At 61.0% G+C, this 24,364-nt stretch carries 21 protein-coding genes; 16 read left to right on the top strand and 5 right to left on the bottom strand.

Translation table 11 applies throughout. The annotated features are described in order from the left end of the window. The first annotated feature begins 31 nt into the window (after window positions 1–31). The 12 genes from FHX03_RS27340 (at window position 32) to FHX03_RS27395 (ending at window position 13,160) form a co-directional block, all read left to right on the top strand. Entirely contained in the window at window positions 32–646 is a 615-nt protein-coding gene (locus FHX03_RS27340; RefSeq protein WP_003573901.1) for an NADH-quinone oxidoreductase subunit J, read from the top strand. Window positions 647–668: 22 nt separating this feature from the next. Continuing rightward, window positions 669–977: an NADH-quinone oxidoreductase subunit NuoK gene (gene nuoK, locus FHX03_RS27345; RefSeq protein ID WP_183856357.1), complete on the top strand. Its 309-nt coding sequence runs from the start codon at window positions 669–671 to the stop codon at window positions 975–977. 7 nt (window positions 978–984) lie between these two features. Further along, window positions 985–2,985, top strand: a complete 2,001-nt coding sequence (gene nuoL, locus FHX03_RS27350) for an NADH-quinone oxidoreductase subunit L (protein ID WP_097627210.1) — start codon at window positions 985–987, stop codon at window positions 2,983–2,985. Further along, window positions 2,985–4,496 carry an NADH-quinone oxidoreductase subunit M gene (locus tag FHX03_RS27355; RefSeq protein ID WP_097627212.1) on the top strand — a complete coding sequence of 504 codons (1,512 nt, stop codon included), beginning with the start codon at window positions 2,985–2,987 and terminating at the stop codon, window positions 4,494–4,496. Before nuoL ends, FHX03_RS27355 begins: the two co-directional genes overlap by 1 nt. Window positions 4,497–4,514: 18 nt before the next feature. Continuing rightward, window positions 4,515–5,960: an NADH-quinone oxidoreductase subunit NuoN gene (gene nuoN / locus FHX03_RS27360; RefSeq protein ID WP_003587266.1), complete on the top strand. Its 1,446-nt coding sequence runs from the start codon at window positions 4,515–4,517 to the stop codon at window positions 5,958–5,960. Next, window positions 5,960–6,724, top strand: coding sequence for a biotin--[acetyl-CoA-carboxylase] ligase (locus tag FHX03_RS27365; protein ID WP_097627213.1), 765 nt, complete (start codon window positions 5,960–5,962; stop codon window positions 6,722–6,724). Before nuoN ends, FHX03_RS27365 begins: the two co-directional genes overlap by 1 nt. A gap of 17 nt (window positions 6,725–6,741) precedes the next feature. Then, a complete protein-coding gene (locus tag FHX03_RS27370; RefSeq protein ID WP_097627215.1) occupies window positions 6,742–8,412 on the top strand; it encodes a ribonuclease J in 1,671 nt (556 codons plus the stop codon). A 2-nt stretch (window positions 8,413–8,414) separates the two neighbouring features. Further along, window positions 8,415–8,819, top strand: a complete 405-nt coding sequence (gene mce / locus FHX03_RS27375) for a methylmalonyl-CoA epimerase (protein ID WP_097627217.1) — start codon at window positions 8,415–8,417, stop codon at window positions 8,817–8,819. Between the two features lie 131 nt (window positions 8,820–8,950). Continuing rightward, a complete protein-coding gene (locus FHX03_RS27380) occupies window positions 8,951–9,226 on the top strand; it encodes a DUF1467 family protein (RefSeq protein ID WP_097627219.1) in 276 nt (91 codons plus the stop codon). 593 nt (window positions 9,227–9,819) lie between these two features. Then, the gene (gene proS / locus FHX03_RS27385; RefSeq protein ID WP_064838076.1) at window positions 9,820–11,142 is read left to right on the top strand and encodes a proline--tRNA ligase; all 1,323 of its coding nucleotides are present in this window, start codon (window positions 9,820–9,822) and stop codon (window positions 11,140–11,142) included. Between the two features lie 15 nt (window positions 11,143–11,157). Beyond that, entirely contained in the window at window positions 11,158–12,462 is a 1,305-nt protein-coding gene (locus FHX03_RS27390; protein WP_097627221.1) for a lipoprotein-releasing ABC transporter permease subunit, read from the top strand. Window positions 12,463–12,476: 14 nt separating this feature from the next. Then, complete coding sequence (locus FHX03_RS27395) at window positions 12,477–13,160, top strand: ABC transporter ATP-binding protein (RefSeq protein WP_097627223.1); 684 nt, start codon at window positions 12,477–12,479, stop codon at window positions 13,158–13,160. A gap of 8 nt (window positions 13,161–13,168) precedes the next feature. Here FHX03_RS27395 and FHX03_RS27400 read toward each other — a convergent pair whose 3' ends face one another. Continuing rightward, complete coding sequence (locus FHX03_RS27400) at window positions 13,169–13,633, bottom strand: DUF5680 domain-containing protein (protein WP_183856359.1); 465 nt, start codon at window positions 13,631–13,633, stop codon at window positions 13,169–13,171. Window positions 13,634–14,136: 503 nt separating this feature from the next. Here FHX03_RS27400 and dnaE point away from each other — a divergent pair. Further along, window positions 14,137–17,634, top strand: coding sequence for a DNA polymerase III subunit alpha (dnaE, locus tag FHX03_RS27405; RefSeq protein WP_097627228.1), 3,498 nt, complete (start codon window positions 14,137–14,139; stop codon window positions 17,632–17,634). 58 nt (window positions 17,635–17,692) lie between these two features. Here the strand turns inward: dnaE and FHX03_RS27410 are convergent, their stop codons facing one another. After that, window positions 17,693–18,949 carry a L,D-transpeptidase family protein gene (locus tag FHX03_RS27410; protein WP_097627230.1) on the bottom strand — a complete coding sequence of 419 codons (1,257 nt, stop codon included), beginning with the start codon at window positions 18,947–18,949 and terminating at the stop codon, window positions 17,693–17,695. Between the two features lie 92 nt (window positions 18,950–19,041). Next, window positions 19,042–20,334 (bottom strand): DNA polymerase IV, encoded by a 1,293-nt coding sequence (locus FHX03_RS27415; protein ID WP_097627284.1) that lies wholly within the window; start codon window positions 20,332–20,334, stop codon window positions 19,042–19,044. 75 nt (window positions 20,335–20,409) lie between these two features. Between FHX03_RS27415 and FHX03_RS27420 the strand changes: the two genes are divergently transcribed. Further along, window positions 20,410–20,997, top strand: a complete 588-nt coding sequence (locus FHX03_RS27420; protein ID WP_097627232.1) for a GNAT family N-acetyltransferase — start codon at window positions 20,410–20,412, stop codon at window positions 20,995–20,997. Here FHX03_RS27420 and FHX03_RS27425 read toward each other — a convergent pair. Beyond that, window positions 20,972–21,640 carry a hypothetical protein gene (locus tag FHX03_RS27425; protein ID WP_097627289.1) on the bottom strand — a complete coding sequence of 223 codons (669 nt, stop codon included), beginning with the start codon at window positions 21,638–21,640 and terminating at the stop codon, window positions 20,972–20,974. The genes FHX03_RS27420 and FHX03_RS27425 overlap by 26 nt on opposite strands. Window positions 21,641–21,651: 11 nt before the next feature. Continuing rightward, window positions 21,652–21,960 carry a DUF3572 domain-containing protein gene (locus FHX03_RS27430; RefSeq protein ID WP_097627234.1) on the bottom strand — a complete coding sequence of 103 codons (309 nt, stop codon included), beginning with the start codon at window positions 21,958–21,960 and terminating at the stop codon, window positions 21,652–21,654. Between the two features lie 132 nt (window positions 21,961–22,092). Here FHX03_RS27430 and FHX03_RS27435 point away from each other — a divergent pair, with 132 nt between their 5' ends. Both FHX03_RS27435 and FHX03_RS27440 read left to right on the top strand, forming a co-directional pair. Then, complete coding sequence (locus FHX03_RS27435; RefSeq protein WP_003547430.1) at window positions 22,093–22,464, top strand: response regulator; 372 nt, start codon at window positions 22,093–22,095, stop codon at window positions 22,462–22,464. An 18-nt stretch (window positions 22,465–22,482) separates the two neighbouring features. Beyond that, window positions 22,483–23,856, top strand: a complete 1,374-nt coding sequence (locus FHX03_RS27440; RefSeq protein WP_097627236.1) for a PleD family two-component system response regulator — start codon at window positions 22,483–22,485, stop codon at window positions 23,854–23,856. The last annotated feature ends 508 nt before the right edge of the window (window positions 23,857–24,364 follow it).

Here is a 24,364-nt window from a genome sequence, read left to right on the forward strand (position 1 = left end):
CTGCCCGGGGGAAGATGAAAAAGGCACCAACATGGGTCTGCAGGCTCTATTTTTCTATCTTTTCGCCTTTGTCGCGGTGGCGTCGGCGTTCATGGTCATCTGGGCGAAGAACCCGGTTCACTCGGTTCTGTTCCTGATCCTGGTGTTCTTCAACGCGGCCGGCCTCTTCCTGCTGCTCGGTGCCGAATTCCTCGCGATGATCCTGCTGGTCGTCTATGTCGGCGCCGTCGCCGTGCTCTTCCTCTTCGTGGTGATGATGCTCGATATCGACTTCACCGAGCTCAGGGCAGGGGTTCTCGAATATGCGCCGATCGGCGGCCTGATCGGGATCATTCTCGCAGCCGAGCTGATCGTCGTCATCGGCGGCAGCGTCATCTCGCCTGAGATCGCCAAATCCGTCGCCATGCCGATCCCGGCGCTCAGCGAGCGCACGAATACGGCTGCTCTCGGCGACGTGCTTTACACCAACTACGTCTATTTCTTCGAGATCGCCGGTCTGGTGCTGCTGGTCGCGATGATCGGCGCCATCGTGCTGACGCTGAGGCACCGCACCAACATCAAGCGTCAGAATATCCCGAGGCAGGTTGCCCGCACGCCCGCCACCGCCGTCGAGGTGGTGTCGGTCAAGCCCGGGCAGGGCGTCTAAGGCAGGTCAAGGAACAAAGAACATGGTCATCGGACTTTCCCACTACCTGACGGTCAGCGCCATCCTCTTCACGCTCGGGGTGTTCGGCTTCTTCCTGAACCGGAAGAACGTCATCGTCATCCTGATGTCGGTCGAACTGATCCTGCTTTCCGTCAACATCAACATGGTCGCCTTCTCCTCCTTCCTGAACGACATCGTCGGCCAGGTTTTCGCGCTGTTCATCCTGACGGTGGCGGCTGCCGAAGCGGCGATCGGTCTTGCAATTCTCGTTGTCTTCTACCGCAACCGCGGCTCGATCGCGGTCGAAGACGTCAATATGATGAAGGGCTGAGTGGCTCATGTTCCTCTATAAGGCTATCGTCTTTCTTCCCTTGATCGGTGCGATCGTCGCCGGCCTGTTCGGCCGCGCCATCGGCGCCAAGGCTTCGGAATATGTCACCAGCGGCCTGATGATCATCGCCGCCATCCTCTCCTGGTACGTCTTCTTCACCGTCGGCATGGGCCACGGCGAAGGCGGCCCGATCAAGGTCGAGGTGCTGCGCTGGATCCAGTCCGGCGGCATCGACGTCTCCTGGTCGCTGCGCGTGGATACGCTGACCTCCGTCATGCTGATCGTCGTCAACACGGTCTCGACGCTGGTTCACGTCTATTCGATCGGCTACATGCACACCGATCCGCATCGCCCGCGCTTCTTCGCCTATCTCTCGCTCTTCACCTTCGCCATGCTGATGCTGGTGACGGCCGACAACCTGGCGCAGATGTTTTTCGGCTGGGAAGGCGTCGGTCTTGCCTCCTATCTGCTGATCGGCTTCTGGTTCAAGAAGCCGTCGGCAACGGCTGCGGCGATGAAGGCCTTCATCGTCAACCGCGTCGGCGACTTCGGCTTCGTGCTCGGCATTGCCGGCGTCTTCGTGCTGTTCGGTTCGATCAACTTCGACACGATTTTCGCCAATGCCTCGAACTTCGCCCCGCATGAAGGCGGCGGCGAGGCGAGCGAAGTGATCCTCAACCTCTTCGGCATGCAGCTCGACAAGGCGCATGCGCTGACCGGCGTCTGCCTGCTGCTATTCATGGGCGCCATGGGCAAGTCGGCGCAGTTCCTGCTGCACACCTGGCTCCCTGATGCCATGGAAGGCCCGACCCCGGTCTCGGCCCTCATCCATGCCGCCACCATGGTCACCGCCGGCGTCTTCCTCGTCGCCCGCATGTCGCCGCTCTTCGAACTGTCGCCGGACGCACTCGTCGTCGTCACGGTGATCGGCGCGATCACCGCCTTCTTCGCGGCGACGGTCGGCCTGGTGCAGAACGACATCAAGCGCGTCATCGCCTATTCGACCTGCTCGCAGCTCGGCTACATGTTCGTGGCGCTCGGGGTCGGGGCCTACGGCGCGGCAATCTTCCATCTGTTCACGCACGCCTTCTTCAAGGCGCTGCTTTTCCTCTGCGCCGGCTCAGTCATCCATGCCGTCGATGGCGAGCAGGACATGCGCTACATGGGCGGGCTTTGGCCGCATATCAAAGTTACAGGCGGCCTGATGATCATCGGCACGCTGGCGATTACCGGTGTCGGCATTCCCTTCACGCCGATCGGCTTTGCCGGCTTCTTCTCCAAGGACGTGATCATCGAGGCGACCTATGCTTCGCATTCGCCGGTCGCAGGCTTTGCCTTCTCGCTGCTGGTCATCGCGGCTCTGTTTACGAGCTTCTACTCCTGGCGCCTGATCTTCATGACCTTCTTCGGCAAGCCGCGCGCTTCGCACGAAGTGATGCACCACGTTCATGAATCGCCGCAGGTCATGCTGGTGCCGCTCTATCTCCTCGCGATCGGCGCTGTGCTTGCCGGCGTGATCTTCGAAGGTCGCTTCTACGGCGAGGAATATGCCGAGTTCTGGAAGGGCGCGCTCTTCACCGGCGCCGAGAACGAACTCGTCGAACAGTTCCATCACGTGCCGGCGCTCGTGGGCCTGAGCCCCTTCATCGCCATGCTGCTCGGCTTCGCCCTTGCCTGGTACATGTATATCCGTTCGCCGCAGACGCCGCGCACCCTCGCCAGGCAGCACCGGGTTCTCTATCAGTTCCTGTTGAACAAGTGGTACTTCGACGAACTCTACGATTTCCTCTTCGTCCGCACCGCCAAGGCGCTTGGCCGCTTCCTGTGGAAGAAGGGTGATGTCGGCGTCATCGACACCTACGGCCCGAACGGCGTGGCCGCCCGGGTCGTCGCCGTCACCGACCGCGTCGTCCGCCTGCAGACCGGTTACCTCTATCACTACGCCTTCGCCATGCTGATCGGCATTGCGGCGCTTGTTACCTGGATGATGCTCGGGAGTTCCTTCTGATGACCGATTGGCCTATTCTTACAACGGTCACCTTCCTGCCGCTCGTCGGCGTGGTGCTCCTGCTCTTGATGAACGGCGAGAGCGCGAGCGGCCGGAAGAACGTGCTGTGGATCTCGCTGATCACCACCGTCTTCACCTTCGTCGTCTCGCTCTTCATCTGGATCGGCTTCGACAATGCCAATCCGGGCTTCCAGATGGTCGAGAAGCATGACTGGCTCGGCACCGGCATCGGCTATCATGTCGGCACCGACGGCATCTCCATGCTGTTCATCATTCTGTCTACCTTCCTCATGCCCTTCTGCGTGCTGGCGAGCTGGCTTTCGATCGAGAAGCGCCTGAAGGAATACATGATCGCTTTCCTCATCCTGGAAACGATGATGGTCGGCGTCTTCGTCTCGCTCGATATCGTGCTGTTCTACGTCTTCTTCGAGGCGGGCCTCATTCCGATGTTCCTGATTATCGGCGTCTGGGGCGGCAAGGACCGTGTCTATGCGAGCTACAAGTTCTTCCTTTATACGCTGCTCGGCTCGGTGCTGATGCTGCTCGCCATCATGGCGATGTACTGGCAGGCCGGCACGACCGACATTACCGCGCTGCTCGCCTATAAGTTCCCGCCGGCGCTGCAGACCTGGTTATGGCTTGCCTTCTTCGCCTCCTTTGCGGTGAAGATGCCGATGTGGCCGGTTCATACTTGGCTTCCCGATGCGCACGTTCAGGCGCCGACGGCGGGCTCGGTGATCCTGGCCGGCGTGCTCTTGAAGCTCGGCGGCTACGGTCTGATCCGCTTTTCGCTCGGCATGTTCCCGGTCGCATCCGATTATTTCGCGCCGTTCGTCTTCGCGCTGTCGGTCATCGCCATCATCTACACCTCGCTGGTGGCGATGATGCAGGACGACATCAAGAAGCTGATCGCCTATTCCTCGGTGGCGCACATGGGCTATGTCACCATGGGCATTTTCGCCGCCAACATGCAGGGTGTTCAGGGCTCGATCTTCCAGATGCTCTCACACGGCATCGTCTCCGGCGCGCTCTTCCTCTGCGTCGGCGTCGTCTACGACCGCACCCACACCCGGGAGATCAACGCCTATGGCGGCCTCGTCAACAACATGCCGAAGTATGCCGTCGCCATGATGGTCTTCACCATGGCCAACGTCGGGCTTCCCGGCACATCGGGCTTCATCGGTGAATTCCTGACGCTGCTGGGTGTCTTCCGGGTCAACACCTGGGTCGCGCTCTTTGCCGCCACCGGCGTCATCCTTTCGGCCGCCTATGCGCTCTGGCTTTATCGCCGGGTGATCTTCGGCGCGCTCGAGAAGGAAAAGCTGAAGGCGCTGCTCGATCTCTCCAGACGCGAACAGCTGATCCTCTACCCGCTGGTCGCACTGACCATCTTCTTCGGCGTTTACCCGGCCCCGGTCTTCGATGCGACGGCCGCCTCGGTGGATCTGCTGGTCAACAACTACACGGCCGCCGTGCACGCAGCGCAGAATATTGCGCTGTCTATGAATTGATGACGGGACTTATCGGACATGACCGCTGAAACAATTCTCCTCAGTCTGCATCTTTCCGCGCCGGAGCTCATCCTCGCGGTCGGCGCCCTTGTCCTGTTGATGGTCGGCGTCTTCTCAGGCGAGCGGTCTGGCCTCGTCGTCACCGGCCTCGCCATCGTCCTGCTGCTCGCCGCCGGTCTGTGGCTGCTCTTCGTGCCGGCGGAAGGCCTTGCCTATGGCGGCGTCTACATGGCCGACGGCTTCTCGCGCTTCATGAAGCTGGTAGCGCTCATCGGTTCACTGGTTGCCCTGTTCATGACGATGGGCCATGCCAGGGAAAATCAGCTCGACAAGTTCGAGTTCCCGGTTCTGCTGGTGCTGGCGACCCTCGGCATCCTGCTGATGATCTCGGCCAACGACCTGATCTCGCTCTATCTGGCGCTGGAACTGCAGTCGCTGGCGCTCTATGTCGTTGCCGCGATCAACCGCGACAGCCTGAAGTCGACCGAAGCCGGTCTGAAATATTTCGTCCTCGGCGCGCTTTCCTCCGGCATGCTGCTCTACGGCATGTCGCTGGTCTACGGTTTTACCGGCCACACCCACTTCTCCGAGATCGCCCAGGCGCTTTCGGTCGAGGGTGCGCGTTCGCTCGGTCTGATCTTCGGCCTGGTCTTCATCCTCGCCGGCATCGCTTTCAAGATCTCCGCCGTTCCCTTCCATATGTGGACGCCGGATGTTTATGAAGGCGCGCCGACGCCGGTCACCGCCTTCCTGGCCGCAGCCCCCAAGGTTGCCGCCATGGCAATGATGACCCGCATCGTCATCACTGCCTTCCAGCCGGTTCTGGCCGACTGGCAGCAGGTCGTCGTCTTCATCTCGATCGCTTCGATGCTGCTCGGCTCCTTTGCCGCGATCGGCCAGAAGAACATCAAGCGGCTGATGGCCTATTCCTCGATCGGCCACATGGGCTATGCGCTGGTCGGCCTTGCCGCCGGCAATCAGACCGGTGTTTCCGGTGTCATGCTCTACATGGTCATCTATATGGTCATGACCCTCGGTACCTTTGCGATCATCATGTCGATGCGCCGCAAGGACGGCACCGTGGTCGAGGAGGTCAACGATCTCGCCGGCCTCTCCACCACCAACCCGTTCATGGCGGTGGTGCTGACGGCGCTGATGTTCTCGCTTGCCGGCATTCCGCCGCTCGCCGGCTTCTTCGCCAAATACTTCGTCTTCGTCGCTGCCATTGAAGCCAAGCTGTATGCGCTTGCCATCATCGGCGTTCTCGCCTCGGTCGTCGGCGCTTACTATTATCTGCGCGTCATCAAGCTGATGTGGTTCGATGAGGCGACCGGCGAATTCGCCCGCGTCTCCGGTTCGTTGCGTCTGGTCTTCGGTCTCTCCGGCCTCTTCGTCACCGCCTATGTCCTAATCGGCGGCCCGATCGGCGGCGCGGCAGAGCTGGCCGCCGCGACGCTCTTTTGATGGCTTCCGACGGACGGCGCCGGATATCGCTCGGCGATTTCAGGCACGAGGCTCTGTCGGAAACATCGTCCACCAACAGCGAATGCCTTGCCCGGGCTCGGGCGGGCGACGGCGGCAATCTCTGGGTGACGGCCGAACGGCAGACCGGCGGACGCGGCCGCCGCGGCCGGCTCTGGGTGTCCGAACGCGGCAATCTTTACGCCTCTCTATTGCTGATCGATCCGGCGCCGATGGAGCGCCTGAGTTCCCTGCCGCTTGCCGTCGCCGTTGCCGTGCACCAGGCGATCCGCCATGTGCTGCCGCCGGGCGCCGAGCCGCTCGAGGTCAAATGGCCGAACGACATCCTCATCGGCCGCAAGAAGACCTGCGGCATTCTCGTCGAAGGCGAGAGGCTACCGGACGGCCGTTACGCTCTGATCGTCGGCATCGGAATCAATGTTTCGGTCATGCCGGATAATCCGCTCTATCCCGTCACTTGCCTGCGTGACCATGCAAGTGCGGCGTCGCCGGAAGAACTCTTCGCCCATCTCTTCGCGGCGATGGCGGATGTGCTTGATCAATGGGACGAGGGCCGGGGCATCGCCGAGATCACAGCACTCTGGCGCGCGATCGCCTGCGGCATCGGCGAAAAGATCACGGTGAATTTGCCGGACAGATCGATTTCCGGACAATTCGCCGGAATTGATGATAATGGCTTGTTGATGCTCGATACCGGCACTGGCAGGATAATGCCCATTGCTGCCGGTGATGTGTTTTTTGGATAGCGGAAAAAACGAAAATTATGGCGAAACAGGACGAGTTGGTATTCCTGCCTCTGGGCGGCGTTGGCGAGATCGGCATGAATCTCGCTCTTTATGGCTACGGCCCGCCCGAGCATCGCCAATGGATCATGGTCGATTGCGGCGTCACCTTTCCCGGCCCCGACCTGCCGGGCGTCGACCTCGTGCTGCCCGATATCCGCTTCCTCGCCAGTGAGCGCAAGAATCTCAAGGCGATCATCATCACGCATGCGCATGAAGACCACTATGGCGCGCTCGCTGATCTCTGGCCGGGCCTGAACGTGCCGGTCTATGCCTCGGGCTTTACCGCTGGTCTGCTCGAAGCCAAGCGCAATTTCGAAAAGGCCAGGATCGGCGAAGTGCCGGTGACGCCGTTCAAGGCGGGCGACACGATCAATGTCGGCCCCTTCAGCATCGAAGGCGTTGCCGTCAACCATTCGATCCCCGAGCCGATGTCGCTGATGATCCGCACGCCGGCCGGCAATGTCATCCATACCGGCGACTGGAAGATCGACCACGAGCCCTCGCTTGGCCCCCTGACCGATGAGACGCGGTTCCGCCAGCTCGGCGACGAGGGCGTGCTGGCGCTGATGTGCGATTCCACAAATGCGCTGCGCGACGGTGTTTCGCCCTCCGAAAAGGATGTCTCGGAAAGCCTGCGCAAGATCATCGAAGATGCCGAGGGCCGGGTGGCGATCACCACCTTCTCGTCGAATGTCGGGCGCATCCGCACCGTCGCCGAGGCGGCCGAGGCGGCTGGCCGCGAAGTGCTGCTGCTCGGCAGCTCGCTGAAGCGGGTTGTCGACGTCGCCCAGGATATCGGCCTGATGGAGGGCGTGAAACCCTTCATCTCCGAGGAAGAATACGGTTACATCCCGCGCGATAAGGTCGTCGTCATCCTGACCGGCAGCCAGGGCGAGGCACGGGCAGCGCTTGCCAAGCTCTCCCGCGACGAGATGCGCAATGTTGCCTTTGCGGCAGGCGATATCGTCGTCTTTTCCTCCCGCGCCATTCCCGGCAACGAGAAGGCGATCCAGGACATCAAGAACGGCCTCGTCGAGCAGGGCGTACACATCATCACCGATACCGAGGCGCTGGTTCACGTTTCCGGCCATCCCCGCCGCAACGAGCTGCAGCGGATGTATGAGTGGACGCGGCCGAAGATCGTCGTGCCGGTGCATGGTGAGGCGACGCATCTGACGGCGCATAAGGAACTTGCCGAGCAATCCGGCATCGCCATCGTGCCGAGGGTGCGCAACGGCGACATTCTGCGGCTGGCACCCGGCCCCGCCGAGGTGATCGGCCAGGCGCCGCATGGCCGCATCTACAAGGACGGCTCGCTGATCGGCGATTTCGACGAGATGGGGATCGGCGAGCGCAAGAAGCTCTCCTATGTTGGCCATGTCGCAGTCAGCGTCGTGCTCGACGCCCGTTATGACATCGTCGGTGATCCCGATCTCGTTTCGATCGGCCTGCCTGTCTACGACGACGAGGGCGAAGAGATGGAAGATACGCTCTTCGATGCGGCGATCAGTGCTATCGAAAGCATTCCGCGCGCCCGTCGCAAGGATATCGACATGGTGCAGGAGGCCGTGCGCCGCGCTATCCGCGCCTCTGCCAACCATGCCTGGGGCAAGAAGCCGATTGTCACCGCCTTCGTCACCAAGGTCTGACCATGCTTGGCCGGGTAAACCACATCGCCATCGCCGTTCCCGATCTGGAAGCGGCGACGGCCGCCTATCGCGACACGCTGGGTGCTGCCGTATCGCAGCCGCAGGCTCTGCCGGAACACGGCGTCACCGTCGTCTTCGTCGAATTGCCGAACACGAAGGTCGAATTGCTGCAGCCGCTTGGGGAAACCTCGCCGATCGCAGCCTTCCTCGAAAAGAACCCGTCCGGCGGCATGCACCACATCTGTTATGAGGTGGACGATATCCTGCTTGCGCGTGATCGGCTGGTCGCGGCCGGGGCGAGGGTGCTCGGCGACGGCCAGCCGAAGACCGGCGCGCATGGCAAGCCGGTGCTTTTTCTGCATCCCAAGGATTTCTTCGGCACGCTGATCGAACTCGAACAGGCGTGAAGCCTGCGGCAGAATGCCCTCAAGGCGGCCAAGCGCTTCATCGGCTTTGAGTTGGCTGCCATTCCGCCGTATAAGGGCGCCTAGCTCAAAGTGACAGAACGTCTGTCGGCGCGACACCACCGGGAACCCCAATGCTCCAGATATTTCTTCAGGGATTTGCCGTCTACTTCATCATTTGGTGGATGACGCTTTTCGCTGTCCTGCCGATCGGTCTGCGCACCCAGGCCGAGGACAATGATGTCGTGCTCGGCACCGTTCCAAGCGCGCCGAGCCGCTTTCGTGCCGTCTTCACCTTTTCGCTGACGACGCTGATCTCGGCTCTGGTCTACGGCACCTGGTATGTCTGCGACACCTATTTCGGCTGGGGCTTCGATGCCCTTCCACAACTCGGGCCGAGCTTCTATTAAGATCAAACTTTTGCCCAAACTTTGGGCATATGTATATCATTAAAAAGCGACCTTCGTCATACCAGCGTCATGGTGTTGCGGCAAAAGAGCTGCCGTTACGGAATGAGCATCATTCCCTTACGGTAGTTGGCTGGATTTTTGGGGTCGGATGAAGCCGAAAAGCCAAAAAAAAACAAGGCTAAAAGCCTTGTTTTAAGTATCGCGTGATCTGTAACCGTTGCCGGGGCAGCGACGAGCGCGCCTAAGATCTGATCCTCCCAAGACTTGACCGCGAATTCGGCAAGAATTTATCCTTCCTGCCTGTTTTGTGAGCTAAAGCTAGCTCAAACATTGGGCTTTGTCATTAGCTTTTTTTGCATTTTTGCTACACTCTAGCAAAATTTTTCTGTTGACAAGATTTTCGTTTAAGTCCTTATAAACACGCGCTTTTTCATGCCCTGTCATTTTGCGGGGCCGAACATGCGCGTGCGGGAGGTTGCCGGCATCAGTTGCGGGTTTCCTTCCTGCCGCGAAGCGGCTATGAACGCTCCCGACATTAACCATTGTCTTTCGATTCCGCCTGCTGCGGGATCTCAACTGCTTCGGAATCCGCCATGCGTCTGTCCCGCTATTTCATGCCCATCCTCAAGGAAAACCCCAAGGAGGCGGAAATCGTCTCCCACCGGCTGATGCTGCGCGCCGGCATGATCCGCCAGCAGTCGCAGGGCATCTATTCCTGGCTGCCGCTCGGCAAACGCGTGCTCGACAAGGTCAACGCCATTATTCGCGACGAGCAGAACCGGGCCGGCGCAATCGAGTTGTCCATGCCGACCCTGCAATCGGCCGAACTCTGGCAGGAAAGCGGCCGCTACGACGCCTATGGCAAGGAGATGCTGCGCATCAAGGACCGCCAGGATCGGCCGATGCTCTATGGTCCCACCAATGAGGAGATGGTGACGGATATTTTCCGCTCCTCGGTCAAATCTTATAAGGACCTGCCGCTCAATCTCTATCACATCCAGCTGAAGTTTCGCGACGAGATCCGTCCGCGCTTCGGCACGATGCGCTCGCGCGAATTCATGATGAAGGATGCCTATTCCTTCGATCTGACGCGCGAAGGGGCGGAGCATTCCTATAACAAGATGTTCGCCGCCTATCTCAGAACCTTCGATCGGCTCGGCCTGCGCGCCATTCCGATGCGCGCCGATACCGGCCCGATCGGCGGCAATCTCAGCCACGAATTCATCATCCTCGCCGATACCGGCGAATCCGAGGTCTTCTGTCACAAGGATTTCGTCGGCTTCGATATTCCCGACGACCGCACTGATTTCGACAGCGTCGAGGGCCTGAAGTCGATCTTCGACAAGTGGACCTCGCTCTATGCGGCGACTTCGGAAATGCACGACGAGGCGGCCTTCAACGCCGTCCCCGAAGGCGAGCGCCTGTCGGCGCGCGGCATTGAGGTCGGCCACATCTTCTATTTCGGCACGAAATATTCCGAGGCGATGGGCGCGAAAGTGCAGGGCCCCGACGGCAAGGAACACTTCGTTCACATGGGTTCCTACGGTATCGGCCCGACACGCCTTGTTCCCGCCATCATCGAAGCATCGCATGACGACAACGGAATCATCTGGCCGGCCTCGGTCGCGCCCTTCGATATCGTGGTGATCAACATGAAGGCGGGCGATCAAGCCTGCGACGATACTTGCGAGCTGATCTATGCGGCGCTCACCAAGGCCGGCAAGGATGTGCTCTACGACGATACCGACGACCGGGCCGGCACGAAATTCGCGACCGCCGACCTGATCGGCGTACCCGTCCAGATCATCGCCGGCCCGCGCGCGGTCGCCAACGGCGAGGTCGAAGTGAAGGACCGCAAGACTGGCGCCCGCGAAACGATGACCATCGAAGCGGCGATCAACAGGTTCGTGGCTTAAGGAAACGGAGGCGAAATGGCAGAGGCAGCAGTGGACCGGAGTTCGAAATCCGGCTTGGGTCCGGCTGGCAAGCCATTTTCCACTTTCGAACGCCTCGTGGCGTGGCGCTACCTGCGCGCCCGCCGCAAGGAAGCTTTTATCTCAGTGATCGCCGGCTTTTCTTTCGTCGGCATCATGCTCGGTGTTGCGACGCTGATCATCGTCATGGCCGTCATGAACGGCTTCCGCACCGAGCTCGTCTCGCGCATCCTCGGCATCAACGGCCATATGATCGTCCAGCCGTCCGATGGCCCCTTCACCGATTATGCCGACCTTTCCAGCAGGCTCGCTGCCGTACCGGGAGTGAAGATGGCGCTGCCTTTGGTGGAAGGCCAGGTGCTCGCCTCCGCCCAGGCCGGTGGTAGCACCGGCGCGCTGGTGCGCGGCGCCCGCGCCGAGGACCTGACCAAGCTCAAGACGATCTCCGGGAACATCAAATCCGGCGACATGGTCGGTTTTGCCTCCGGCCAGGGCGTGCTGATCGGCACCGGCATGGCCAACCAGCTCGGCCTGAGCGTCGGCGACCTCATCACTCTGACCTCGCCGGATGGTGACATTACACCGATGGGCGTCAGCCCGCGCGTTAAGTCCTATAAGATCTCCGGCCTCTTCGAGATCGGCATGTCGGAATATGATTCTTCGATCATCTTCATGCCGCTCGAGGAAGCGCAGCTTTATTTCAATGCCGAGGGACTGGTGCAGTCGATAGAGCTTTTCGTCGATCACCCCGACGATATCGACACTCTGCGGCCCAAGGTGGAGGAAGCGGCCGGCCGCCAGATCAACCTCACCGACTGGCGCCAGCGCAACCAGACCTTCTTTTCGGCGCTGCAGGTCGAGCGCAACGTCATGTTCATGATCCTGACGCTGATCGTGCTTGTCGCGGCTCTGAACATCATCTCCGGCCTGATCATGCTGGTGAAGGACAAGAGCAGCGATATCGCCATTCTGCGCACCATGGGCGCCAGCGCCGGCGCGATCATGCGCATCTTCTTCATGACCGGGGCGGCGATCGGGATCGTCGGCACTGTTGCCGGCGTGCTGCTCGGCGTTCTCGTCTGCGTCAACATCGAATCCATCCGTCAGTTCTTCTCCTGGATTTCAGGCACGGTGATCTTCAATCCGCAGGTCTATTTCCTCAGTCAGCTGCCGGCCGAGATGCAGCTCAGCGAAACGATCTCGATCGTCATCATGGCGCTGACGCTCTCCTTCATCGCGACCATCTTTCCGGCCTGGCGCGCGTCCAGGCTCGATCCGGTGCAGGCCCTGCGCTACGAATAAGGAATGCCGCCTTTATGAAACGCAACGTCGTTCTCAAGCTTACCGGCGTCGAGCGCCATTACGGGCAGGGCGATACGCTGCTGCCGATCCTGAAGGGCGCGGATTTTTCGATGTCGAAGGGCGAGATCGTCGCTCTCGTCGCTCCCTCCGGCACCGGCAAATCGACCCTGCTGCATATCGCCGGCCTGTTGGAGCATCCGGACGGCGGTGAAGTCAACATCAGCGGCCATGCCTGTGACGGCCTGAGCGATGAGAAACGCACCGCGATCCGCCGCAGCGAAATCGGCTTCGTCTACCAGTTCCACCACCTGCTGCCGGAATTTTCCGCACTTGAGAACATCATGATGCCTCAGCTAATCGCCGGGCTGTCCTGGAAGGAAGCCGGAGAGCGGGCCGGCCAGCTTCTCGATTACATGCGCATCGGCCACCGCGGCGCCCATCGCCCTGGCGAACTCTCCGGCGGCGAGCAACAGCGCGTGGCGATCGCCCGGGCCGTCGCCAATGCGCCGACCCTGCTGCTTGCCGATGAGCCGACCGGCAATCTCGACCCGGAAACGGCAAGCTACGTCTTCGATGCGCTGGAGGCGCTGGTGCGCCAGTCCGGCCTCGCGGCCCTCATCGCCACCCACAATCACGAACTCGCCCGCCGCATGGATCGGCGTGTGACCATCTCGGATGGCAAGATCGTCGATTTCTGAAACTGAGGTCAGGGGATGACTAGCCCGCCGCGATAATCGAGCATATAGGCTTTCCGGTCATCGACCATGATGCATTCATTGCCGCTGAACCGCTCGCAGTTCCCTTCGCTGTGATCGATGTAGCGGCCGAACGCATGATCGAATTCCATTCCGTCGAGAAAGCGCCCCTGCTGATACATGGCTGAAAGTGCCGCCTTGATCACCGCGCCGGCGGCAGCGCCGTCGATGAGCTCAGGGACAACGATCCAGCCGAAATAATTCATCACCCAGACAGGCTCCCCGGCAAACCAGACAACCTCCTGTCCCGCGAAATCGGTGCCGCCAAAGTAGCTGTCGAGATAGCGCCAGTCGCCGCACTCATAGCCGATATCGTGGGCACCCGGCCGGCAGGGCACGCGCGGCACACCGCCGCCGACATAGGTCGCAGCCTTGGCCTCCACGACGAATTCATTGAGCATTGCAATGTCGAGCATATCCCGTTCTCCTCTCGGCCGGATGCTGGCAAATATGCTGCGGCATGTAAAGAACAGAAACAGAACAAAAACGGCAAGCAAGGCGGGTCGCTGCGAGAGGCGCACTGCCGTTTGAGTAGCCTGTCCGATCCGTCACCGATCGCGAGAGAACAGGCGCAGCCCATCGTATCGCTTGGCACTCTCATCGATTCGCGATTCGCGTCCTGGATTTTAAAACGCAAGAAAGAAGGAAAAGATTCCTGTTGACAATGGAACATAAATCGAACAAATTGAAAACATAACGAGTAAATGAGAGCCAAATGACTGACATGATCCGTGATATCGCAGCATTCACCTCCATCGCAATGTTCGTCGCCAGCTTCTCGCTCATCGTCATGGCGATCTAAAGTTTTCAGGGGACCGCATGGCCATCATGCGGTCCGCAAGCGGGACTTGTTCTGGACATCATCGCCCTCTATGCCGACAATGCGTCCGACTCATTCGGGTGATTGGGAAGGCATGACATGGCGGATACGGCAAAGGGTTCTACGGGCGAGGCGATCGGCGGCACGCCGGGCTTCATCCACCTGAGGGTCCACTCCGCCTATTCGCTTCTCGAAGGCGCCTTGCCGCTGAAGAAGATCCTCTACAAGGCAACCGGCGACAGCCAGCCGGCGATCGCCATCACCGATACCAACAATCTGTTCATCGCGCTGGAATTCTCCCAGAAGGCGATGGACGACGGCCTGCAGCCGATCATCGGCTGCCAGGTCTCGATCGACATGGAAGACGGGCTGGAAACGGAAAAGCGCGGCGGCCAGCAGGCGCTGGTCAAGCTGCCGTCGATCGTTCTTCTCGCCGCCACGGATGCCGGTTACGAACGACTGGTCGATCTCGTCAGCCGCGCCTATCTCGGCGGTGAAAGCAACCAGGCTATCCATATCCGTGCCTCCTGGCTGGAGGAGGCCGGCACGGAAGGGCTGATCGCCCTGACCGGCGCCCTGACCGGGCCTGTCGACGCGGCGATCAAGGAAGGCCATCCCGCGCAGGGGGAGGCCCGGCTGCTTGTGCTGAAACGTCTCTTCGGCGACAGGCTCTACGTCGAATTGCAGCGGCACGGCACTTACGACAAACGTCACGAACAAAAGATCATCGGCCTCGCCTATAGCAATGACCTGCCGCTGGTTGCGACCAACGAGGCCTTCTTTCCGACACGCGACGATTACGACGCCCATGATGCGCTGATGGCGGTCGCCCACAATGCCATCGTCTCCGACGACAGCCGCTTTCGCCTGACCCCGGACCATTATCTGAAGAGCCGGGCCGAGATGGCCAAGCTCTTCGCCGATCTGCCGGAAGCACTGGAAAACACGATCGAGATCGCCAAGCGCTGCTCCTTCGTGCTGAAGACGCGAAAGCCGATCCTGCCGCGCTTCACCGGCGCGACTGACGACGCCGAGGAGGCTGAACGCGCCGAGGCGAGCGAACTGCGCCGCCAGGCTGTGGAAGGGCTGGATATGCGGCTTTCGACGCTCGGCATGTCACCGGGCTACGAGGAAAAGGATTATCGCGAGCGGCTGGATTTCGAACTCAGCGTCATCGAGCGCATGCGTTTTCCCGGTTACTTCCTGATCGTTGCCGACTTCATCAAATGGGCCAAGCAGCACGACATTCCGGTCGGTCCCGGCCGCGGTTCGGGCGCGGGTTCCCTGGTTGCCTACGCTTTGACGATCACCGACGTCGATCCGCTGCGGTTTTCGCTGCTCTTCGAACGCTTCCTCAATCCGGAACGCGTCTCGATGCCGGACTTCGACATCGACTTCTGCCAGGACCGCCGCGAAGAGGTGATCCGCTACGTCCAGGCCAAGTATGGCCGCGAGCAGGTGGCGCAGATCATCACCTTCGGTTCGCTGCAGGCGCGCGCCGCCCTTCGTGACGTCGGCCGCGTGCTTGAGATGCCTTATGGGCAGGTCGACAAGATCTGCAAGCTGGTGCCGAACAATCCGGCCAATCCGACGCCGCTCTCCAAAGCGATCGAGGAGGAGCCGAAGCTGCAGGAGGAGGCGGCGAAGGAGCCCGTCGTCGCCCGCCTGCTCGACATTGCCCAGAAGATCGAGGGGCTTTACCGCCACGCCTCGACGCATGCCGCCGGCATCGTCATCGGCGACCGCCCGCTTTCCAAGCTGGTGCCGATGTATCGCGATCCGCGCTCGGACATGCCGGTTACCCAGTTTAATATGAAGTGGGTGGAGCAGGCCGGCCTCGTCAAATTCGACTTCCTCGGCCTGAAGACGCTGACGGTGTTGAAGGTCGCCGTCGATTTCGTCGCCAAGCGCGGCATCAAGGTCGATCTCGCGGCCATTCCTCTCGACGACAAACCGACCTACGAGATGCTGTCGCGCGGCGAGACGGTCGGCGTGTTCCAGGTGGAAAGTGCCGGCATGCGCAAGGCGCTGATCGGCATGAAGCCGGACTGCATCGAGGACATCATCGCGCTGGTGGCGCTCTATCGCCCGGGTCCGATGGAGAACATCCCGACCTACAATGCCCGCAAGCACGGTGACGAAGAGCTGGAATCGATCCATCCGATGATCGACCACCTGCTCAAGGAAACCCAAGGGGTCATCGTCTATCAGGAACAGGTGATGCAGATCGCCCAGGTCCTGTCCGGTTACTCGCTCGGAGAGGCCGATCTTCTGCGCCGCGCCATGGGCAAGAAGATCAAGGCCGAGATGGACCAGCAGCGCGAACGCTTCGTCGTCGGCGCCGTCAAGAACGGCGTCTCGAAGCCGCAGGCCGACAATATCTTCGAACTGCTGGCGAAGTTCGCCAATTACGGCTTCAACAAGTCGCATGCCGCTGCTTACGCGATCGTCTCCTACCAGACGGCCTATATGAAGGCGCATTATCCGGTCGAATTCCTCGCCGCCTCGATGACGCTCGACATGTCCAACACGGAAAAGGTCAATGACTTCCGCCAGGATGCCAAGCGGCTAGGCATCGAGGTGATCGCACCCTCGGTGCAGACGTCCTTCCGCCATTTCCAGACCGGCGACAACCGCATCTATTACGCGCTGGCCGCCCTCAAGGGCGTCGGCGAATCCGCCGTCGACCATATCGTCGAGGTGCGTGGCGACAAGCCCTTTGCCGGCATCGAGGATTTCTGCCTGCGCATCGATCCGCGCCAGGTCAACCGCCGTGTATTGGAAAGCCTGATCTTTGCCGGCGCCTTTGATTGTTTCGGCACCGATCGCGCCCAGCTTTCAGCCGGCCTCGACCGCATCCTCGGTTATGCCCAGCGCGCCCAGGAGAACAAGCTGAGCGGCCAGTCGGATATTTTCGGCAGCACGCTGACCTCGGGGCCCGAGAAGATTTCCCTTCCACCGTTTTCGCCCTGGCTTGCCTCCGAGCGGCTGCTCAAGGAATTCCAGGTGCTAGGCTTCTATCTCACCGCCCACCCGCTCGATTCCTACAACAACCTCCTGCAGAAGATGCGGGTGCAGACCTTTGCCGAATTTTCCCAGGCGATCAAACAGGGCGCCTTCAATGCGCGCCTCGCCGGCACCGTCATTTCGAAGCAGGAGCGCAAGACCCGCACCGGCAACAAGATGGGCATCATCGTCTTTTCCGATTCTTCGGGCCAGTTCGAGGCGGTGCTGTTTTCGGAAATGCTCAACCAGTACCGCGACGTGCTGGAGTCGGGAAAATCCTTCGTGCTGACCGCCACCGGCGAGGAGCGGCCGGAGGGGATTGGCCTGCGCATCCAGACGATCCAGTCGCTGGAGGAAAAGTCGCTGCAGATGCAGAAGGCGCTGCGCGTCTATATCAGAGATTCCGGGCCGCTGAAGATGGTCGCCGGCCATCTCAACGCCAGGGGCGATGGCCTCGTTTCCTTCATCGTCATCAAGGAGGAGGGCAAACGCGAGGTGGAAGTGGCGCTGGCTGAGAAATACCGCATCACGCCGGAGATCGCCGCCGCTCTTCGCGCCGCCCCCGGTGTTGTCGATGTCGAGCTTGTCTGATCATCTCGGGGTGATGCACATCACCCTGGGCGATTTGATCATCCCGGGGTGATTGCGATCAACCCCGGGTGATGGTGATGAAATCCGTGCCTTCGCCGGTATCCCGGCCAAGGCCGGTATCGGAGATCGTCAGCGTCGAGCCGGGTGCGATCAGCGCCTCGATCCTGTGCCGGGTCTCCTCCGGGATCGTGATGCGGTTGAGCGACCGGGCGATCGGCCTGCCGCTGACGATCGAGCTTTCCTGATTGGTGACGCCGAGCCGCTTCATCGTCTCGCGGGAGAGATTGTTTTCGAGCGTGATGCCGAGCCAATCCGCCGAACCGGCCTTTTCATCGAGTGCATGCAGCGTGAAGAAATGCGTGCCAAGCGCCAAGCCCTGATCGGCGATCGTCACCGGCGCTTCGAAGATCGGCTTGAACGCCCGGCGCACCATGATGACGCCGTTCGGCGGCTCGCCCTTGCCTGTTGCGGCATAGACCGATTTCAGCAGCGTGTCGGAGATGAGGCTCCTGTCGCCGGCAAATTCCGCCGGCCGCAGCGTCTTGAACGCCTTGATCGCCTGCACGGTCGCCGGCCCGAGCAACCCGTCCGGAACGCCGGCGGAAAAGCCGAGCTGGTTCAGCAGCGTCTGGATGTCGATCACCGTCTCGCGCAACGTGCGGCGGGTGATCAGCATGCTGATCGGTTCGGATGGCCGCTCCGCTTCGGGCGCTGCAACCGGCGGTGCTGCCGGCATCGGCATCGCAGCCGTGTCGTTCATCGCCACCTGCACCGGCGTGCCCGGGCTGTCGGGCATCGAAGGCCGCAGTTCGACATCCGAAAGCAGAAGCATCGGCGCCGGCGCCTGCGGATGGAAAAGGGTCGGATGGTCGATCGGCTGCGGCACCACTTCGCCATCGCTGATGATGACGGGAATGCCGGGCTCGGTCATCCCGTATAGCTTTTTTGCAAAGGCGCCGGGCATGCGCACGCAGCCGTGCGAGGCCGGATAACGCGGCACGGAATTGGATTCATGCAACGCAATGCCCGACCATGTCAGCCTCTGCATGAAGGGCATTGGCGCGTTCGAATAGAGATTGGATTCGTGGTATTTCTGCTTTTCGAGCACCGAGAAGATACCGCTCGGCGTCGTATGTCCGTCCTTGCCGGTCGAGACTTTCGAGGTCGCGACGACCTCGGTGCCGTCATAGACCGCAAGCGACTGCTTGTCCTTCGAGACGATGATCTGCAGCGTGCGCGCGTCCGCGGCCAGAGCAGGGTGCACGAGTGCGGTGGCCGACAGCAAGCCGAGGCCGAAGACGAGACGCGAGAACATGATAGCCAACCATACGCAATACTTGCCCGGCACATTATGGGACGAAGTTTAAGGAAGATTTTATAGGTCGCACGGCGCTCACGCCTCACGCTTTAGTGATCGCGCTTGCCGCTGCCGAAGGTGTAGCCGGTCTCGACGGTGTTCTTGCCGAACTTGTCGCGCAACTTGTCCATCGCCGCTTCGGCGGCCGCCCGCCGGCCCGATTGCCGGTCGATGAGATCGGGCGGATCGGCGCGGGCGGCATCGCCGAGATCGGTGACGCCGATGCCGATCAGCCGGAACTTCGTGCCGTCGGTTTCTTTTTCGAGAAGCTCAAGCCCGACGCGAAAGATCCGGTCGGCAAGCTGGGTCGGGTCTTCGAGCTTGCGGTTGCGCGTGCGTAACTTGAAGTCGGCGGTCTTCATCTTCAGGACCACTGTCTGGCCGGCGATGTCGTTTTTCTTCAGTCGCCAGGAGACCTTTTCCGAGAGATTGCGCAGGATCGGCACCAGATCGTCATAACGCCAGATATCTTCGAAGAAGGTGGTCTCCGATGAAACGCTCTTGGCCGCATCATTGAGATGCACTTCACGGTCGTCGATGCCGCGCGAAAGCCGGGCGAGCCGCTGGCCGATGCTGCCGTAGCGGCGCATCAGGTCGTTTTCCTCCATCTGCTGCAATTGGCTAATGGTGCGGATGCCGTCCGCTTCCAGCGTCGCCGCAAAGGCCTTGCCGACGCCCCAGATCGTAGTGACCGGACGCGGCGCCAGAAACTCGACCGCTTCCTCACGCCCGATGACGGAAAAGCCGCGCGGCTTCTGCAGGTCGGAGGCGACCTTGGCGAGGAATTTGCAATAGGAAAGCCCGACCGACACGCTGATGCCGATCTCCTTTTCGACCCGGCGGGCGAATTTGGCGAGTGTACGGGCCGGCGGATCGTGATGCAGCCTCTCGGTACCGCCGAGCTCCAGGAAGGCCTCGTCGATCGACAGCGGCTGCACCAGCGGCGTCAGATCCTGCATCATGGCGCGCACCTGGCGCCCGACTCGGACGTATTTTTCCATGTCCGGCCGGATGACGATCGCCTGAGGGCAGGCTTCCAGCGCCTTGAACATCGGCATCGCCGACCGCACGCCGTGGATGCGGGCGATATAGCAGGCGGTGGAGACGACGCCGCGTTTGCCGCCGCCGATAATCACAGGCTTGTCGGCAAGATCCGGATTGTCGCGTTTCTCGACGGCCGCATAGAAGGCGTCGCAATCGATATGCGCAAGCGTCAAGGCATAGAGCTCCCGATGGCGCACCAGACGCGGGCTGCCGCAGGACACGCAACGGCGCGCCTCGCCCTTCTGCTCGGCAAGGCAGTCGCGACAGAAGCCGGGTGTCTTGTCGGGCGCGGGCGTCATCATGAGAACAAAGGTTGAACGCCGTGACACTACGCCTTAAGCTTCCGAGTCTCAAGAGAGGCGGGAGCTTTGCCTATGGATAACGATCTTCGTTTCGAACCGGTAACGGCAGAACGCTGGGACGATTTCGAAACCCTGTTCGGGCCGCAGGGTGCCTTCTACAATTGCTGGTGCCTCGCGTTGCGCCTGCCGCATGCGATCAGAACGAAGATGGCGGCCGACGAGCGCAAGGCGCATATGCACGACCGGATCAAGGCCGGGCCGCCGCCGGGCATTCTCTGTTATGCCGGTGGCGCGCCGGTCGCCTGGGTCCAGATCGGGCCGCGCCATGACGTGCCGCAGTTCAATTCTTCGCGCACGGTCTCGCGGCCGTTGGAGGAGGGCGATGCGGACGATCCGTCGATCTGGGCCGTCAGCTGCTTCTTCCTGCTACCGCGCTTGCGCGGCAAGGGCATGAGCCATCGCCTGCTTTCCCTAGCGATCGATCACGCCCGGCGCCAGGGCGCGCGGCTGCTCGAGGCCTGTCCGATCGATCATGTGAAGCAGTCGAAATCGGTGACTCTCTGCATCGGCTCGACGGCGATCTTCGACGCGGCCGGTTTTGAGACGGTGGCTCGGCGCAAGGACGGCCGTCCGCTCATGCGGCTGGAACTGCAGGGCTGAAAGCGCCGGCAAGGAAATGCGCCTCGATCAGCGCGGCGGCATCAGTCCAGTCGCTGACGCGGGTGATGCCGTCGGCGGCCGCCGGCGCGAAACGATGGACGGGAGAGTCGGGCATCAGGTGAATCAGCAGGCAATCGGCAACATGTTCCCTAACGGAATGCAGATTGCGCGCCATATCATCGATGAAGACGACGGGAAGGGAGCGGCTGGCATGCAATGCGTGAACGATCGGCCCCTTAGGCTCTTCGCTGGCAAGCAGTGGAAAAAGCAGGCCGATCCGGTCGAGGAGGCGGCGGCGCTGATCCTGGAACCGCGGCTGCATGGCCGTCAGGAACAGCACGTCGGCGGCCTCAGAAAGCCGGCCGAGCGTTTCGACGACGCGATCGAGCGGCGTCTGCCACAGCTCCTGCGCCTCGAAAAACTCCTCGATCAGTCGGCTGACCTGCTGATCCTCGATCTCCGCGCCATCCGTCTGCGAGACGATGTTGCCGTGGAGCCGGAACGAGCGCGGCAGGAACGCATGACCCTGGCTTTCAAGAAAAAGCTGGAAGGGGCCGATGAACTGCAGCACGACATCGTCGACGTCGCAGACGATCAGCGGCCGTTTGCCGAGCCGGATATGCGAGATATCGAGTTCCCCCATGCCGGTCACCGTCAATATTCCCCGGAATCGAGGCCCGGCGAAGAGAAATGCTGCCAGGCGGCAGTGACCGCTTCCGGGCTGATGCCGCTCGCCGCGCAAAAAGCCATCGCCGTCGGTTCGTGGTTCATCAGGAAATCCATCATGCCGGCGAGAAAGCTGGGGTCGTTGACGGCGCTGCGCACCTGGCCGGGCGCGACACCGGTCAGCGCAAGAAATCGGCCGAACATGTCGGGGTCGTCGGCAAGCCAGCCGAGCACGGCGATCGCGGTCGCGTGCGGGTCGGCGGCCTGTTGTTTCGAAGTCTTGAAGTTGCTTTGCATTTTGAGGGGTAAGTTACCTTTTCTTCAACCAAATGCCGCTAGCGTGCGCTATCGGTTTCACGGAGCTCTTGTCCGCATGTGCCTTTCTCATGGGACGAACCGCTGCGCGAACGGACGTAGGGACAGCTTGTCATGCCCAAACAGGTGATGATTGTAGAAGATAACGAGCTCAACATGAAGCTCTTTCGCGACCTCATCGAGGCGTCCGGCTATACCACGATCCAGACCAGAAACGGCATGGAGGCGCTCGATCTGGCGCGCAAGCATCGCCCCGACCTCATCCTGATGGATATTCAGCTTCCCGAGGTCTCCGGCCTCGAAGTCACGAAATGGCTGAAAGAAGACGACGAGCTGCACGTGATTCCCGTCATCGCCGTCACGGCTTTCGCGATGAAGGGCGACGAGGAGCGGATCCGCCAGGGCGGCTGCGAAGCCTATGTTTCCAAGCCGATCTCGGTTCCGAAATTCATCGAGACGATCAAGACCTATCTGGGCGATGCCTGACGCATCGGAAAGACAGCTATGACTGCGCGAATACTGGTGGTTGACGATATTCCGGCCAACGTGAAGCTGCTCGAAGCGCGGCTGCTTGCGGAGTATTTCGACGTGATGACCGCGGCCGACGGCTACACGGCGCTGGCGATCTGCGAGCGCAACCAGGTCGATCTGATCCTGCTCGACATCATGATGCCCGGCATCGATGGTTTCGAGGTCTGCGAGCGGCTGAAGGCCAGCCGCAAGACCGCCCATATCCCTGTCGTCATGGTCACGGCACTTGATCAGCCGGCCGACCGCGTCCGCGGCCTGAAGGCCGGCGCCGACGATTTCCTCACCAAGCCCGTCAACGACCTTCAGCTGATTTCACGGGTGAAGAGCCTGCTGCGGCTGAAGACGTTGAGCGATGAACTGCGCATCCGCGCCGACACCGCCCATACGATGGGCATCGACGACCTCATGCGGGCAGGCGAGGGCCGTGCCGACGAGACCGGTCAGATCCTGCTCGTCGACGGCCGCGCCAATTCGCAGGAGCGCATCATCAAGGCGCTGAAGCCCGTCGCCGACGTGCTTGCCCTTTCCGATCCGCAGGCAGCGCTCTTCGAGGCGGCCGAAAGCCCGTTCGACCTCGTCATCGTCAACGCCAATTTCGACGATTATGATCCGCTGCGCCTCTGCTCGCAGCTGCGCTCGCTGGAGCGCACGCGCTTTCTGCCGATCCTGATCATCACCGAGCAGGGCGCGGACGAGATGGTCGTGCGTGCGCTCGATCTCGGCGTCAACGACTACATTATCCGCCCGGTCGATCCCAACGAGCTTGTTGCCCGCAGCCTGACGCAGATCCGTCGCAAGCGCTGCAACGACCGCCTGCGCGCCAGCGTCAAGCAGACGATCGAGCTTGCCGTGACCGATCCGCTGACCGGCCTTTATAACCGGCGCTATCTCGACAATCACCTGAACGTGCTCTTCAACCGTTCGATGGCGCGCGGCCGGCCGCTTTCGGTGCTGATCACCGATATCGACCGCTTCAAGCAGGTGAACGACACCTATGGTCATGACGGCGGCGACGAAGTGCTGCGGGAGTTTGCCAATCGTGTCCGCTCGACCATTCGCGGCGCCGATCTCGCTTGCCGCTACGGCGGGGAGGAATTCGTCGTCGTCATGCCGGATACCTCGCCGGAAATTGCCGCCGCTGTCGCCGAGCGCCTGCGGGCGGCCGTCGAAAACGCGCCCTTCAGGCTGAAACACGCGGGAGAGGCGCTGAATGTCACCGCTTCCTTCGGCATCGCGTCGCGCGTCGGTTCGGTGCTGACCCCGGATCAGCTGATGAAGCAGGCCGATCTTGCGCTCTACGAAGCCAAGAATACCGGCCGCAATCGCGTCGTCGCTGCCGCGGCCTGACGAATCAGCTGTCGCCTTATGTGCCGTTTATGGGTTTTCCACCGTGGTAAGCGGACTATTACCGATTTTTAATGCTCGCCCACACAGCGCGGCGTGAAAAATTTGCAGTCAAATAGCCCAAAAATGGATTTCCGGCTTTGCTGCGGATGCGCCGCTGCCCGATAGTCTTGAAGGCGTCCGGCCATAGCTAAAAATAAAACCCCGACTATAAAAACCGCCTTCGGCCGATGGGCGGAAATAGAGTCCCGCCGCACCACATCACGTAGGGGGAGGGCAGGTGTAGGTTATTACGTTATATTGTCGAATTTCTTGGGTGGGTCAGCGTCTAGGCTTCATCCCTAAGCAGAGGCGATAAATCTTTGTATGTACCAAAACTGGACTTTTAACCATAGAATCAAGTCCGCAAAAATCATCATTAAGAATTTGTTGATTTTCTTTCATTTTTGCGCAAATTATCGGCTCATAAGAGAAGCGCTCCCGCTGAGGAGTTGTCGATACCCCATGATGC

The sequence above is a fragment of the Rhizobium sp. BK456 genome (assembly GCF_014194045.1).
Classification (GTDB): Bacteria; Pseudomonadota; Alphaproteobacteria; order Rhizobiales; family Rhizobiaceae; genus Rhizobium; species Rhizobium redzepovicii.

Coding starts and splice junctions, on each gene's coding strand:
- FHX03_RS27370 (WP_097627215.1), top strand. CDS start 6,742: ATGGCGAAACAGGACGAGTTGGTATTCCTGCCTCTGGGCGGCGTTGGC.
- FHX03_RS27440 (WP_097627236.1), top strand. CDS start 22,483: ATGACTGCGCGAATACTGGTGGTTGACGATATTCCGGCCAACGTGAAG.
- FHX03_RS27430 (WP_097627234.1), bottom strand. CDS start 21,960: ATGCAAAGCAACTTCAAGACTTCGAAACAACAGGCCGCCGACCCGCAC.
- FHX03_RS27395 (WP_097627223.1), top strand. CDS start 12,477: ATGAAACGCAACGTCGTTCTCAAGCTTACCGGCGTCGAGCGCCATTAC.
- nuoL (WP_097627210.1), top strand. CDS start 985: ATGTTCCTCTATAAGGCTATCGTCTTTCTTCCCTTGATCGGTGCGATC.
- FHX03_RS27380 (WP_097627219.1), top strand. CDS start 8,951: ATGCTCCAGATATTTCTTCAGGGATTTGCCGTCTACTTCATCATTTGG.
- mce (WP_097627217.1), top strand. CDS start 8,415: ATGCTTGGCCGGGTAAACCACATCGCCATCGCCGTTCCCGATCTGGAA.
- FHX03_RS27340 (WP_003573901.1), top strand. CDS start 32: ATGGGTCTGCAGGCTCTATTTTTCTATCTTTTCGCCTTTGTCGCGGTG.
- nuoK (WP_183856357.1), top strand. CDS start 669: ATGGTCATCGGACTTTCCCACTACCTGACGGTCAGCGCCATCCTCTTC.
- FHX03_RS27390 (WP_097627221.1), top strand. CDS start 11,158: ATGGCAGAGGCAGCAGTGGACCGGAGTTCGAAATCCGGCTTGGGTCCG.
- FHX03_RS27410 (WP_097627230.1), bottom strand. CDS start 18,949: ATGTTCTCGCGTCTCGTCTTCGGCCTCGGCTTGCTGTCGGCCACCGCA.
- dnaE (WP_097627228.1), top strand. CDS start 14,137: ATGGCGGATACGGCAAAGGGTTCTACGGGCGAGGCGATCGGCGGCACG.
- FHX03_RS27400 (WP_183856359.1), bottom strand. CDS start 13,633: ATGCTCGACATTGCAATGCTCAATGAATTCGTCGTGGAGGCCAAGGCT.
- FHX03_RS27415 (WP_097627284.1), bottom strand. CDS start 20,334: ATGACGCCCGCGCCCGACAAGACACCCGGCTTCTGTCGCGACTGCCTT.
- FHX03_RS27355 (WP_097627212.1), top strand. CDS start 2,985: ATGACCGATTGGCCTATTCTTACAACGGTCACCTTCCTGCCGCTCGTC.
- FHX03_RS27365 (WP_097627213.1), top strand. CDS start 5,960: ATGGCTTCCGACGGACGGCGCCGGATATCGCTCGGCGATTTCAGGCAC.
- FHX03_RS27435 (WP_003547430.1), top strand. CDS start 22,093: ATGCCCAAACAGGTGATGATTGTAGAAGATAACGAGCTCAACATGAAG.
- FHX03_RS27420 (WP_097627232.1), top strand. CDS start 20,410: ATGGATAACGATCTTCGTTTCGAACCGGTAACGGCAGAACGCTGGGAC.
- FHX03_RS27425 (WP_097627289.1), bottom strand. CDS start 21,640: ATGGGGGAACTCGATATCTCGCATATCCGGCTCGGCAAACGGCCGCTG.
- proS (WP_064838076.1), top strand. CDS start 9,820: ATGCGTCTGTCCCGCTATTTCATGCCCATCCTCAAGGAAAACCCCAAG.
- nuoN (WP_003587266.1), top strand. CDS start 4,515: ATGACCGCTGAAACAATTCTCCTCAGTCTGCATCTTTCCGCGCCGGAG.